Annotated in this window: 16 protein-coding genes and 1 pseudogene; 8 read left to right on the top strand and 9 right to left on the bottom strand. The window is 36.6% G+C overall.

Annotated elements, in window-relative coordinates; all coding sequences use genetic code 11:
• Positions 1 to 10 precede the first annotated feature (10 nt).
• Positions 11 to 1,150: a glycosyltransferase gene (locus tag H6G59_RS23665; RefSeq protein ID WP_190719333.1), complete on the top strand. Its 1,140-nt coding sequence runs from the start codon at positions 11 to 13 to the stop codon at positions 1,148 to 1,150.
• Between the two features lie 284 nt (positions 1,151 to 1,434).
• Here the strand turns inward: H6G59_RS23665 and namA are convergent, their stop codons facing one another.
• The 3 genes from namA to H6G59_RS23650 all read right to left on the bottom strand — a co-directional run bounded on the left by namA (position 1,435) and on the right by H6G59_RS23650 (position 5,161).
• Positions 1,435 to 2,499 carry an NADPH dehydrogenase NamA gene (gene namA, locus H6G59_RS23660; protein ID WP_190719330.1) on the bottom strand — a complete coding sequence of 355 codons (1,065 nt, stop codon included), beginning with the start codon at positions 2,497 to 2,499 and terminating at the stop codon, positions 1,435 to 1,437.
• Positions 2,500 to 2,940: 441 nt separating this feature from the next.
• On the bottom strand, positions 2,941 to 3,204 hold the full coding sequence (locus tag H6G59_RS23655; protein WP_190719327.1) for a hypothetical protein: 264 nt from the start codon (positions 3,202 to 3,204) through the stop codon (positions 2,941 to 2,943).
• A 313-nt stretch (positions 3,205 to 3,517) separates the two neighbouring features.
• On the bottom strand, positions 3,518 to 5,161 hold the full coding sequence (locus tag H6G59_RS23650) for a mechanosensitive ion channel domain-containing protein (RefSeq protein ID WP_190719324.1): 1,644 nt from the start codon (positions 5,159 to 5,161) through the stop codon (positions 3,518 to 3,520).
• Positions 5,162 to 5,524: 363 nt separating this feature from the next.
• On the opposite strand from H6G59_RS23650, the gene ahcY reads away from it, so the two are divergent.
• The 3 genes from ahcY (at position 5,525) to H6G59_RS23635 (ending at position 7,657) form a co-directional block, all read left to right on the top strand.
• Positions 5,525 to 6,802, top strand: coding sequence for an adenosylhomocysteinase (gene ahcY, locus H6G59_RS23645; RefSeq protein WP_190719322.1), 1,278 nt, complete (start codon positions 5,525 to 5,527; stop codon positions 6,800 to 6,802).
• Positions 6,803 to 6,923: 121 nt separating this feature from the next.
• A complete protein-coding gene (locus H6G59_RS23640) occupies positions 6,924 to 7,340 on the top strand; it encodes a XisH family protein (protein WP_190719317.1) in 417 nt (138 codons plus the stop codon).
• Positions 7,328 to 7,657 (top strand): XisI protein, encoded by a 330-nt coding sequence (locus H6G59_RS23635; RefSeq protein ID WP_190719313.1) that lies wholly within the window; start codon positions 7,328 to 7,330, stop codon positions 7,655 to 7,657. Before H6G59_RS23640 ends, H6G59_RS23635 begins: the two co-directional genes overlap by 13 nt.
• A gap of 9 nt (positions 7,658 to 7,666) precedes the next feature.
• On the opposite strand, the gene H6G59_RS23630 is transcribed toward H6G59_RS23635, so the two are convergent.
• The 5 genes from H6G59_RS23630 to H6G59_RS23610 form a co-directional block, all read right to left on the bottom strand.
• On the bottom strand, positions 7,667 to 9,250 hold the full coding sequence (locus H6G59_RS23630) for a coiled-coil domain-containing protein (protein WP_190719310.1): 1,584 nt from the start codon (positions 9,248 to 9,250) through the stop codon (positions 7,667 to 7,669).
• A gap of 75 nt (positions 9,251 to 9,325) precedes the next feature.
• Positions 9,326 to 9,472: a type II toxin-antitoxin system RelE/ParE family toxin gene (locus tag H6G59_RS23625; RefSeq protein ID WP_190719308.1), complete on the bottom strand. Its 147-nt coding sequence runs from the start codon at positions 9,470 to 9,472 to the stop codon at positions 9,326 to 9,328.
• Positions 9,469 to 9,735 carry a ribbon-helix-helix domain-containing protein gene (locus H6G59_RS23620; RefSeq protein WP_190719306.1) on the bottom strand — a complete coding sequence of 89 codons (267 nt, stop codon included), beginning with the start codon at positions 9,733 to 9,735 and terminating at the stop codon, positions 9,469 to 9,471. The genes H6G59_RS23625 and H6G59_RS23620 overlap by 4 nt, the downstream gene beginning before the upstream one ends.
• 92 nt (positions 9,736 to 9,827) lie before the next feature.
• Positions 9,828 to 10,250, bottom strand: a complete 423-nt coding sequence (locus tag H6G59_RS23615) for an HNH endonuclease (RefSeq protein WP_190719304.1) — start codon at positions 10,248 to 10,250, stop codon at positions 9,828 to 9,830.
• A gap of 2 nt (positions 10,251 to 10,252) precedes the next feature.
• Complete coding sequence (locus tag H6G59_RS23610) at positions 10,253 to 10,573, bottom strand: hypothetical protein (RefSeq protein WP_190719302.1); 321 nt, start codon at positions 10,571 to 10,573, stop codon at positions 10,253 to 10,255.
• 212 nt (positions 10,574 to 10,785) lie between these two features.
• Between H6G59_RS23610 and H6G59_RS23605 the strand changes: the two genes are divergently transcribed.
• From H6G59_RS23605 to H6G59_RS23590, 4 genes are all read left to right on the top strand, one after another.
• Entirely contained in the window at positions 10,786 to 11,115 is a 330-nt protein-coding gene (locus tag H6G59_RS23605; protein ID WP_190719299.1) for a XisI protein, read from the top strand.
• Between the two features lie 45 nt (positions 11,116 to 11,160).
• Complete coding sequence (locus H6G59_RS23600; protein ID WP_190719297.1) at positions 11,161 to 11,388, top strand: hypothetical protein; 228 nt, start codon at positions 11,161 to 11,163, stop codon at positions 11,386 to 11,388.
• On the top strand, positions 11,378 to 11,794 hold the full coding sequence (locus H6G59_RS23595; protein ID WP_190719294.1) for a putative toxin-antitoxin system toxin component, PIN family: 417 nt from the start codon (positions 11,378 to 11,380) through the stop codon (positions 11,792 to 11,794). The genes H6G59_RS23600 and H6G59_RS23595 overlap by 11 nt, the downstream gene beginning before the upstream one ends.
• Positions 11,795 to 11,879: 85 nt before the next feature.
• The gene (locus H6G59_RS23590) at positions 11,880 to 12,461 is read left to right on the top strand and encodes a Uma2 family endonuclease (RefSeq protein WP_190719291.1); all 582 of its coding nucleotides are present in this window, start codon (positions 11,880 to 11,882) and stop codon (positions 12,459 to 12,461) included.
• 288 nt (positions 12,462 to 12,749) lie between these two features.
• Here H6G59_RS23590 and H6G59_RS23585 read toward each other — a convergent pair.
• Positions 12,750 to 13,072: pseudogene (locus H6G59_RS23585) on the bottom strand (photosystem II q(b) protein); the annotation flags it as partial.

Genomic DNA, 13,072 nt, shown 5'->3' with positions numbered 1-13,072 from the left:
TGGAGATGGTATGAAGATTCTTTTTTTAGATCAAAGTGGAAAACCAGGTGGTGCTGAATTATGTTTAATTGATATTGCTAAATCCTATGGTAAAAACGCATTTGTAGGTTTATTCGCAGATGGTGATTTTAGGAAGTTACTAGAAAAGAATCAAATTCCTGTTGAAGTTTTAGCGACTCAAGTTATTAATGTTCGTAAACAAAGCAGTTTGTTACAAGCTTTAGGTGGTTTGGGACAACTCGCTCCCCTCATTTATAAGGTTGTTCAACGTGCCAGAGAATATGATTTAATTTATGCTAATACTCAAAAAGCTTTAGTTGTGGGGGCAATAGCTAGTTTTTTTGCGCGTCGTCCGTTGGTTTATCATTTACATGATATTCTTTCTACAGAACACTTTAGTAAAACTAATCTGCGGATTGCTGTTACTTTGGTTAATCGGTTTTGTTCATTGGTAATTGCTAATTCTGAAGCTAGTAAAACCGCCTTTTTAGAAGCAGGAGGTCAACCAAATCTTATTGAGGTTGTTTATAATGGTTTTGAATTGAATAATTATCAAACTTGTGAAGCTGATATTCAAAACTTAAGGCATGAATTAGGATTAAAAGATAAATTTATAGTTGGACATTTTAGCCGTCTTTCTCCCTGGAAAGGACAGCATATTTTAATTAATGCACTTGTTAAATGTCCGCAAAACGTGATAGCAGTTCTGGTTGGTGATGCTTTATTTGGTGAACAAGATTATGTGCAGGATTTACACCAAAAAGTTGCCGCACTGGGTTTAGAAAATCGGGTTAAGTTTTTAGGTTTTCGCTCAGATATTCCTCAATTAATGGCAATGTGTGATGTGGTGGCACATACTTCTATCGCACCGGAACCTTTTGGAAGAGTGATTGTGGAAGGGATGTTGTGTGGTAAACCTGTGATTGCGGCTAAAGCCGGTGGTGCAATGGAATTAGTAAAAGAGGGCATCAATGGTTTTTTAGTCACACCAGGAGAAGCTCTAGAATTAGCCCAAGTGATTAATACCTGCGTTCAAGAACCTGAAAGAACTGCGAATATTGCCAATCATGCCAGAATTACTGCTAGTGAATGTTTTGATGTGAATATGATTAATCAGCAAATTCAAAAGTTACTGCAATCATTATTTTAATTGGCATCAGATCAAGTCCGGTTTCTCGTTTCTATACTGTGTATGGGAATGAATTCTAGAAGGCTTTGCCTGAGTGTGACGACAGTAGAGTCAGAGCCTCTATGATAGCATTAAGAGTCAGAGACTAGGAACGAGATAAATGAATTCTAAAAGGCTTTGCCTGAGTGTGACAGTAGAGTCAGAGCCTGTATGATAGCATTCCCAGCCAGAGACTGGGAGCGAGATACGAGATAAATATGCAATTTATTTTGCACGACTACTTAATAGATTGATCGCAGATATACTTACTTCCAGGCGCGATCGTACTGAATCGGAACTGATACGGATTGGCGCAGTTGCTTGGCTGCCCGCCTTGCCCAGTAAGGATCACGCAACATTTCTCTACCGATTAAAACTATGTCTGCTTGACCTGTACGAATGATATGATCTGCTTGTTCTGGTGCTGTAATCATGCCAACAGCACCGGTCGCAATTTGGGCTTCGCGGCGAATGCGATCGCTAAATGATGTTTGATAACCAGCACCAACTGGAATTTTTTCGCCAGGGACAATTCCACCTGATGAGCAATCAATTAAATCAACACCCAGTGATTTTAATTTACTGCAAAGGGCAATACTTTGTTCAATATCCCAGCCATTACTGACCCAATCAGTTGCAGAAATACGAACCCAAAGCGGAGTCTGATCCGGTAAAATATTTCTTACTGCTTGAACAACTTCACATAAAAACCGGATGCGATTCTCAAAACTGCCACCGTATTCATCTGTCCGTTGATTGCTCAGTGGAGAGAGAAATTCATGCAATAGATAACCGTGAGCCGAGTGAATTTCAATCACGTCGAATCCTGCTTCTAGGGAACGTCGAGCAGCATTCACAAATGATTCGATCAGATTTTGAATTTCTTCGATACTCAATGCTTTGGGAGTAGGACTTTCTGACTCAAATGGAATAGCACTGGGAGCGATCGCTGTCCATCCCCCTTCTGATTCCAAAAGCACTCCACCACCATCCCAAGGAGTGGCTGTACTAGCTTTTCTACCTGCATGAGCAAGCTGAATTCCTGCCACAGATCCATGACGATGAAGTGACTCTACAATTCTTGCCAGCATTTCAATGTGGGCATCTTCCCAAATTCCTAAATCTTGCGGCGTGATCCTTCCTGGGGGTTCAACTGCCGCTGCTTCAGTAATTATAAGTCCTGCTCCTCCAACAGCACGACTCACAAGGTGAATAAGATGCCAATCATTAGCGAACCCATTTTCACTGGAATATTGACACATGGGAGAAACCGCAATGCGATTTGGAAACGTAACGCTGCGTTGATTCAATGGTTCAAATAAATGTGGCATGGTTGAATGTCCTTCGCAGATACATAAATGATGATGAAGCTAAGTAGGTGGGCGTTAAAAAATATAAGATAGACCTAACCCCCCAGCCCCCTTCCCTACCAGGGAAGTGGGAGTCAAAGCCTCTCCATTATTAAGAGTTATTCCTTTTCCCTCTCCTTGTAGGAGAGGGTTAGGGAGAGGTTTTATATTTAATTGCGCCAAGCTACTTATTGTCTATTTAATTTACATGATTTGAACAAACAAGATGCCAGTGCCTCAAGAGTTTTACAGCGTATTACAGGTTTGTAAACTACTTGTTTAAATGTTTGGGATTAATTAAATCAAGCGTAGTAGTAATTAGAATATCAACTATTTTCGCAGTAGTTGGAGAAAACTGACGTAAAAAATTTTTATAAAGACTATAAAGGCGCAGACACTGCGCCCTAAAATATTTGGTAATTTTTAAGCTGCTTCGCGCAGTTGCGACGGGAGGTTGACTTCCAGAAAGGGTAGGGAAAGTTGTTCTGCTGGTGATGGGGATGCTTGTTCTAATACTGTGACTTCAATATTTACACTTACTAAATAATTGCCTGTCTCTGCACCTACGGCTTCGGAAATTAATTTAGCTATATCTGGACGTTTTGCAGTAAGAGGATCACGTAAAATACAACGATCCCATTCATGCTTGGCAGTTGGATTGAGGCTGAGAATATAATGCTTCATCATAGGTATAGTCCTTTAAATCCATCTTCCATAAGTCTTTCAAGGTTTGAAGACTATTTTTATAGTATAGTACATATATACTATATTGCCAAGAGGGCAATCAAAAATTATTTCTAATCAGACAAGCTACTTTATACAAGTAAGTCAACAGAATAAAATTCTTTTTCTTCTGCAATAGCAGCTTTAGTCCAACGATAATTATTTACGTGTACCTAATTATATAAATAAAATCATGTATAGACGCTTCATAAAACGCCCATACATGATTATTTCCCGAATGGGAAAAGGGTTAGGTGATTAAAAAACTTTGCACTATTTAGGTTTCTGGTGCTGTAATTGAAGGGAATTCAGACTTGTCATTATTCTGAGAGTTCAAAAACTGAGGATGATTGATCCAAACGGCTTGTTGCGGGACGGGAATGGAAACTCCGGCCTTATCTAAGGCAACTTTTACGCGACGACGATATTCTCGCGCTACATCCCATTGTTTGAGGGGCTGGGTTTTAATCCATACACGGATAATCAAACCGCGATCGCTAAAATTATCAATTCCCAACACAGTTGGTTTTTCGATAATTTGCCGTCGCCATAGGGGTTCTTCATTCATTTTCAAAGCCACATCTTCAATTAATTTCAAAGCATTGTCAATGTCGGCTTGGTAGGAAACTGGGATTGTTAAATCTGCCCGTGACCAACGACTAGAAAGATTAGCTACTATTTTCACTTCGCTATTGGGAATTGTAATCAAACGGCCTTCTGCATCCCGCACTTGAGTCATTCGCAGATTGAGATTTTCTACCAAACCACCCACATCTCCCACATTAATGACATCACCAAGAGCATATTGATCTTCGAGAATAATCAGAAAACCATTAATTGCATCTTTGATTAAGTTTTGGGAAGCTAGGGACAAGGCCACACCGACTAATCCAGCACCAGCGAGGAGCGGAATAATATCTATTCCCAAGGAAACCAAGGCTAATAAAATGCCAGTTCCCACCCAGAGAATAGTGGCAATACTTTTCGTTACGCCGGAAAATGTGGAAATTCGCAATTGTAGACGTTCGTAAGTTTGTGGGGTTAATAAAGCACCACTGCTAACGATAGTCGAGGTAAAGTGATCTATTAAGGCATAGGTAAAGCGAATTGCTACGTAAGTTCCCAAAACAACAGCTGCCAATCTTAAAGGAATTTGGGCAACAACGAGAATTCCTAATTGCAGCGCCCTAGTGTAAGGAAATAGACCGAGAATGATAAAACTACCACTTCCCCAAATTCCAGTTTGTGCGATTTGGAATAGTCTTTTTTTAACTTCTTGAAGATGCTGCTCTTGTTGTTGATTGAGTAGGACGGTAATTGGTTGATCTGTTTCTGAAGTTGGAGAGATAAAGTTTTCTGCTTTCTGATTTAAACGCCTTTGCCAGCGTTTGATTCCCCAACTCAGTAAAATCATCCCTAGCCCAATACCAACAGCAATTTTGCCGTTGTCGATTAAAGATGAAGTTTGGCGTTCTTCCTTGGCTCGTTCCAAGTATTGCTGCAAATCTCCGGCAATTTGATTAGCCAGTGTCAACGTATCTACTTGACGTAATTTAGCATCTTCTGAATTGACAGTCATCAAGTAGTTTTCATTGATGTAAATTACTGGCAAGCCATTCACAGTTCGGATTTGGACATTGAAGGCTTGTGTGGGTGAATTAAAGTAATTTTGGCTGATTGTTTGCAAATTTTGCTGGATATTTTGTAACCGCTCGGAAATATTGTTTTTTGATCCTGCTATCCGAAATAATGGGCGACCATCTAAATAAATCCATTCCGAAACATTTTTGTTTTCTGAATCATTACTCACACTGCTAGGAGTTTGTAAGTAAGGTAAAAGAGGGATCTGGGCTGTAGCTTTTGGTACAGATACAATGGCTATTGCCACTGCGCTTGTTATCCCCAAAAATTTAAAGCGCACTCAAACACCTCCTTGAGCAAAATCTACTCTTGAGTACTTTTAGGGTCATTTTCAACAAATAATCGCTGTTATCTATCACAGGTGCAATCTTTTTCTAATTACCTTGATTTCTATCTGGAGATAGATAAAATTTGTTGATAGTCATAACCAAATTTGTTGTTCATAATACTCATAACAGATATCAGTCAAAAAAGACAACTTGGATGTAGACATTGAAAATGCTTTAATCCAACGTCAAGCTAGTGTAGAGTACCATTGACTAGCTGGTTGGCAATTACAGCCAAAAATTGCCAGTCAGGGAAAAATCTATTAGAGTACGTAAAGGTCTGAGTACCTTTTTTTGTTTTTTAGAGGATTATTTGAATGACCGCAACCACTCCCAGATTAAAGCACGAGGTTAAAGACCTCGCTCTCGCTCCCTTGGGAAGACAACGCATTGAATGGGCTGGAAGAGAAATGCCCGTGTTGAAGCAAATCCGCGATCGCTTTGAGAAAGAAAAGCCATTTGCAGGATTGCGCTTAGTAGCTTGCGCCCACGTGACCACAGAAACAGCACATTTAGCGATCGCCCTCAAAGCCGGTGGTGCTGATGCAGTTTTGATTGCTAGTAACCCTTTATCAACTCAAGATGACGTAGCCGCAAGTCTTGTAGCTGATCATGAAATTTCCGTATTTGCTCAAAAAGGCGAAGATAGCGCCACCTATAACCGCCACGTGCAAATCGCATTAGATCATCGTCCCAACATCATCGTTGATGACGGTAGCGACGTGGTAGCAGAATTAGTTCAACATCGTCAACACCAAATCGCAGATTTAATTGGTAGCACCGAAGAAACCACCACCGGTATCGTGCGGTTACGTGCCATGTTTAACGAAGGCGTTCTCACCTTCCCCGCGATGAACGTCAACGACGCAGACACCAAGCACTTCTTTGATAACCGCTATGGTACAGGTCAATCTACCTTAGATGGAATTATCCGCGCTACAAATATTTTGTTAGCTGGTAAGACTGTTGTGGTTGTCGGTTATGGCTGGTGTGGTAAGGGAACAGCCCTCCGCGCCCGTGGCATGGGTGCAAACGTCATTGTTACCGAAATTGACCACATCAAGGCAATTGAAGCCGTTATGGATGGTTTCCGCGTCCTTCCAATGGCGGAAGCAGCGCCTCATGGTGATATCTTCATTACTGTGACAGGTAACAAGCACGTCGTTCGCGGTGAACACTTCGATGTGATGAAAGACGGTGCGATCGTTTGTAACTCTGGTCACTTTGATTTGGAACTTGATTTAAAATACTTAGCCGCTAATGCTAAGGAAATCAAGGATGTTCGTCCTTTCACCCAAGAGTATAAATTGACAAATGGTAAATCCGTTGTTGTACTCGGAGAAGGACGTTTGATTAATTTGGCTGCTGCTGAAGGACACCCCAGCGCAGTTATGGATATGAGTTTTGCTAACCAAGCTTTGGCTGTTGAATACCTGGTGAAGAATAAGGGTAAGTTAACTCCTGGTTTGCACTCTATTCCTAGAGAAGTGGATGAAGAAATTGCTCGTTTGAAGTTGCAAGCTATGGGCATTTTCATTGATAGTTTGACAGCCGAGCAAGTTGAGTATATCAATTCTTGGACTTCTGGAACGTAAATCATTAATTAGTTGATTTTTTTGGGGATAGGCGTTTTGCTTATCCCTTTTTTTCTCTCGCAGAGGCGCAGAGACGCAGAGAGAGGATAGAATGAGATGGAGGGTGTTATTGTAAGTTTGTATGTCAGCAAAAGATTTTTTTCACAATGCAGTTAGGTTAGCTTTAGAAAAAGATGGTTGGTTAATTACTGATGATCCTTTATCATTTACAGTAGATGGTCTTGACTTTAGAATTGATTTAGGAGCAGAAAGACTTTTAGGAGCAGAAAAGGAAGGTCAAAAAATAGCAGTTGAAATAAAATCTTTTTTGGGTAAATCAACTATAAGTGAATTTCATACAGCTTTAGGACAAACACTTAATTACCGTTACATTTTAAAAAAAGCAGCATCAGAACGTCTTTTATATTTAGCAATTAGTTATGAAATATATACAGATTTTTTTCTAATTCCTGTAATTCAAGAAATAATTGTGGAACATCAATTAAAATTACTGATCTTTGAAAGTCTTAAACAGGAGATTGTTTTATGGAAGGAATGAGTTATCCTGAATTAGTCCAAACCGTATTAGCAAGACACACTGAAAATCATCAATCAAATGAAACAGAAAAAGAGTTAATTTTTGATAGTGAAAGAAATCGCTATTTAGTAGTTCATGTAGGATGGGAAGGGGAAAAAAGGAATTATGGTTCAATGATTCATGTAGATATTAAAGATGGAAAAATCTGGATTCAGAGAGATTTAACTGAAGAAGGTGTAGCTAATGAATTGGTAGAATTAGGAGTACCAAAAAGCGATATAGTTTTAGCTTTTAGAGCGCCTCATATCAGACAATTTACTGATTTTTCGGTGGGTTAGGATTTTAATTCATCTTCTGCACTTTTTTAGCTTTCTTATGACACCACGAAGATGTTTAACGTTCCGTTGTTCTTCATACAGAGAATTTTCTAACGAGCTAATAATGTTAAGATCAATATCAATCTCTGCATCATGAGATAATTTCAAATTTAGGATATAAGCATCTTTCTTATCAATTTGTTTTTTCCGATACTCTACTTCGGTTATATTTATAAAATCTGAACAATTTTCTAGTTTCACTTTCAACCGTCTAATACAAGTATCTTTCTCATCAATTTGTTTTTGTAACTCCTCTAATTCGTTTATATTAGAAGTATATGTATAGGTTTCTAACTCCTCTAAATAATACTGTTCTAAATCTTCTGCATATTGTTCTATATCATCTGCATACTGAGACATTAATGAAAGATCCTGCTCTAATTCACTAATTTTTCGCTTTAATTCACTAATTTCTGATTCTTTATCTCTTAACTTCTGAATTAATAAATACTTTTCTTCTTCCAACTCTTTAACACGATTATCCAAATCAAATTTCTCTCTTTGAACTAATTCTAGCTGATATTCTTTTTCATTAAAAATTATTCTGAATTTATTAAAGCTTTCAATAATTTCAGATTTTTCAGATTCCAATTTTTTAATCACAGCATCTTTTTGAGTAATCTGTTTTCGTAATTTCTCAATTAAACTATCAACAATATTTTCTGGTAACTGCTTTAAAAAATCAATCTCATCTTTTAATTCTTGAATACGATTATTGCTATTCTGGATTGTTATTTTTAACTCTAATTCTTTTTCAGCAATATTTATTTCTAACTGCTTAATTTTTTGAATATTTTGATTTTTCTCATCTTCTAACTTCTTAATATTATTATCTTTTTGAGCAATCTGAAATTCTAACATTTCTATATCGCTATCTATAGGTTTATCGTTTAAAACTTGAATTTCTCTTTCTAATTGTTGCACACGACTATGCAAACTAACTTTCTCTTGTGTCAGTAATTCACAATTAGATTTTTCAATATTAACACTAGCTTCTAACAATGATATTTTTTGTAAATTTTCACCTTTTTTTATTTCTAAACTTTGAATCAAACTATCCTTTTGAATTATAACATCTTGCAGTTTTTTTAATTCGTTTTTCATTTGCTCTAACTCAATATTATTATCAGTTCTAAACTGTAAATCTTTAACTAACTCTTCACATCTAAATTCTAAACACCTCAACTTTGGAGTTAATGAATTAATCTCATTTTCTTTTGTAGCGATAATAGACTTGAGAACTTCCAAAGATTGATTAAAAGTATCCTTTTCTTTAATCAGAAGCTCATTTTTCTGTTTAATAACTTCAAAATCTCGGTTAATAGCTTGAATTTTGATCACAGCTTCATTGCGTTCATTCATTAATACCTGAACTTTATCTAAAACTAAATCCCATGTCTTATCTTCTAAATTCTCCTTATAAACAATACCACCCAACCTTTGAATAAATGATTTTTGGTTAATTTCTAAATCTTGATTTCTTTGTGTAAAAATAGTATTTTGTATCTGTAACTTATTATTTAACTCTAAAGTTGTTTGATATTCCTGAAGCAAAGTATTAATTTGTTGTTCTAGCTTATGAATGAGAAAATATATCTAAAAAAACTTTAGTGATTAAATTATATTTAGCTACATGGGGAAATTAGCTAAATATTTACATTTCTTCTCAAACTCATCAACAAAACGCTCTCCAGCATCAATATTTTTAGTAGCAAAATAATCAATAATTTCTGACAAATCACGACTAGCTTCTGGAGAGATAATATGTATCTTCATCCTTGTATCTCTCTCGCTTGACGCAACTTATCCCGCAATTGTGAAATCACAACATCCCCATCAATACCTTCCCCTCTATCCAATTGTTCAATAGCAACATCAACCTTTTCCCGTGTTTCTTCTACCCACTGCTGATAACCCTTCTCCCACTCTAAAAGCAATTTCAAAGCTTTACTAATTACATCTTCAGGATTTGTATATCTACCCGTAGCAATTTGCGCTTGAATAATTTGCTCTAATTCCGGTTGAATTTGGATATTCATGATTTATTCTGGTATTTGACCTATATATATTTTATAACACTTCTATTCCTTTGCGCCTCTGCGTGAGATAAAAAACAAAAAAATACCCATCATTAATCATCAGGAGGATGCCAATTTAAACTAATCCAAATAGCCCTAGCTTGTACAACATCCTCATTATTTAATCGTAAAGCTAAAACCGTACCTCTGCCAATAGCAGTTGTCCCAATAATATGAGTACCACCATTTGCCCATTGAAAATGATCTAACCATCCTTGTTGACGAGGATTAAACAAAGATACAGATTCATTAGTTACAGGATCATTAGCAGTTATTTTCGCTCCTTTAAACTCATTACAACGATAACAACAAGCAGCTAAATTTTCTCGCTCATCATCTCCCCCCAATGAACTAGGTAAAATATGATCCATAACTAGAGGCATACCTATTAAACGGCTAGATGTGCGACAATATTCACATCTATAACCAGCCTCATTAATAACTTGTTGACGAACAGATTTAGAAATAGATGACACCGCTATTCACTTGGTAATTGCTCAAAATCTGGAAGAGTATAACCTTTCCACTGTAACAGTGCATAAGCATAAGCTTTTTTCAACATTAAATAATCAGCACTCACTCGCAGAGATTTCAACAATAACTTATCTGATTCACTTAACTGATTATTTTGATTTTTTTCTAAAAGTTGTAAGTGTAGTTCTTGCTGACTTTCAGGAACTTGACTTTGAGCAATATTTAATAAATCCTCAATCGTTAATTCTTGCATAGCCATTAATTCCCCTTGTAATTCCAGAGGTGCATAATCAACAGCAGGAGGAGCATTAATTTGTGTAGTCATAATTTATCCTTGTATTTGACCTATATATATTTTATAACACTTCTCTTCCTTTGCATCTCTGTGTGAGAAAAAATATTCATAACTTCTTGATATACTAGAAAGATTGCCAGAAAAACTTCACCAGCTATCTTCACCAAGTAGCAGCAGGAGAAAGTATTATTATCATTGAAGCAGGTAAAGCGATCGCAGAAATTAAACCAGTTTCCAGTGTTATGGAAAAATTAGATTACCCCGAATTAGTACAACAAGTGTTAGCAACACATACAGAAAGTCATTGCTCTGAAGGAACAGAAATCGAGTTAATATTTGATATTCAAAGAAACCGCTATTTAGTAGTTCATATAGGTTGGGAAGGTGAAAATAGAACGTATGGTATAATGATTCATGTAGATATTAAAGATGGAAAAATTTGGATTCAGCGCGATTTTACAGAAGAAGGAATTCCTAATCAATTAGTAGAGTTAGGAGTACCGAAAACAGATATTGTGTTAGGTTTTAGAGCGCCTCATATTAGGCAGTTTACTGGTTTTGCAGAGGGTTGATTTTTACTCGATTTTCTGTGATTCTGATTCAAAAAATATAATACCATGATACAAAAAACATACCCACTTCCTCTAACCTTCGAGCAAATTCTTAATCTTGTATTACAACTTCCCCCACAAGAACAAGAAGAAATTATCCAACAAATAAAAATAAACTCACCCAAAAAGCAAGAAGAAGATTTACTTACTGTTTTTGATAGAATTGGTAGAAATGCTCAAGCAAAAGGACTTACAGAAGAAATTTTAGAAGAATTATTAGCTGATGAATCATAAACTAATTGTCATTGACACCAATGTTTTACTTAGTGCTGCACTCAGTCCAGATGGAACAGCCCGTAAAGCCCTAGATAAAGCCTATAAACAATTCAAAATAGCTCAAAGTGAGGAAACTTATCAAGAATTAAAAACACGAATTTATAAACCTAAATTCAATAAATATATCTCCGATGAAGAACGGGAAGATTTTTTAGAAGTTGTCAAAAAATATAGCCAATTTATAGAAATTAAAACTCAAATAGATATCTGTAGAGATCCAGACGATAACAAATTTTTAGAACTAGCAAAAGATGCAAACGCCGAATTTTTAATCACAGGAGATCAAGATTTGTTATCACTCAAAACTCTAGCCAAATATCTAAAACAGATCATTACTCCGAGAGACTTTATAAACCTTGATTAAATTATAACTATACTATTCAAATAATTTTTAATTGCTATACTAGAAACATACCTAAAAAACTATCTCATGTTAACCATAAAAATATATGACCCTTAGCCAATTTCAACCCTATCTTTCCCCAGAAGAGTACCTAGAAGCTGAAAAATCCAGCCCTATTAAACATGAATATATCCAAGGGCAAATTTACGCAATGGCTGGTGCTAGTGACGCTCATGTAACAATTACCGCTAACTTAGTCGCCCTTTTAAGAAATCATATTCGTGGTACAGGATGCCGTCTTTACGTCGCTGACATGAAAGCTAGAATTGAAACTCTGGATATTTTTTATTATCCTGATATTATGGTAACTTGCGATTCAAGAGATACACAATTTGAATATTTTAAACGATATCCTAGCTTAATTATTGAAGTTTTATCACCTTCTACAGAAGCCTTAGATAGAGGTGATAAATTTAGTGATTATCAAGAATTAGACACTTTACAAGAATATGTTTTAGTAAGTCAAAATCGTCAACGAGTTGATTGTTTTCGGCGTGATGCTGAAGGAAGATGGGTTCTTTATAGCTATAAAGGAAATCAACAATTAGAATTAACCAGTGTGAATTTTTCTTGTCCTCTAACTGATGTTTATGAAGACGTTACTTTTCAGACAAATTTAAGTAAATAAAAGATGACATTGGTATTATACTAATTGCTCAAAATCTGGAAGAGAAAAACATTTACTTAATTCTTCCTTTGCGCCTTTGCGCGAAATAAAAAATTATCCCATTCTCCGTATTTACTTATCTTTACATAGTTCGGTTTTTTCATGCCGACTTACTTACCTGTTTAAAAGACATCTATATAAATTATGGAATCTTGTGGGGTGGACATCTTACCCACCTCCATAATCATTAAAACAACAAAAAACGCCCCCCGTGAGGAGAGCGTTTTTTATTTAACTAAGCTTGAAATATTAACCGTTGATTGCAGGTGCAGTTAAAGCAACAGGAGCAACATCACCAGCAGCCAAATCTAGAGGGAAGTTGTGAGCGTTACGCTCGTGCATTACTTCCATACCCAAGTTAGCGCGGTTGATTACGTCAGCCCATGTACCAATTACACGACCTTGAGAATCAATGATGGATTGGTTGAAGTTGAAACCGTTCAAGTTGAACGCCATTGTGCTTACGCCCAGAGCGGTGAACCAGATTCCAACTACTGGCCAAGCAGCCAAGAAGAAGTGAAGTGAACGGCTGTTGTTGAAGGATGCGTATTGGAAAATCAAGCGACCGAAGT

The organism is Anabaena lutea FACHB-196 (genome assembly GCF_014698305.1).
Taxonomy (GTDB): Bacteria; Cyanobacteriota; Cyanobacteriia; order Cyanobacteriales; family Nostocaceae; genus Anabaena; species Anabaena lutea.
The sequence above is the reverse complement of the archived record's forward strand: the minus strand, read 5'-3'. Positions and strand labels throughout refer to the sequence as shown.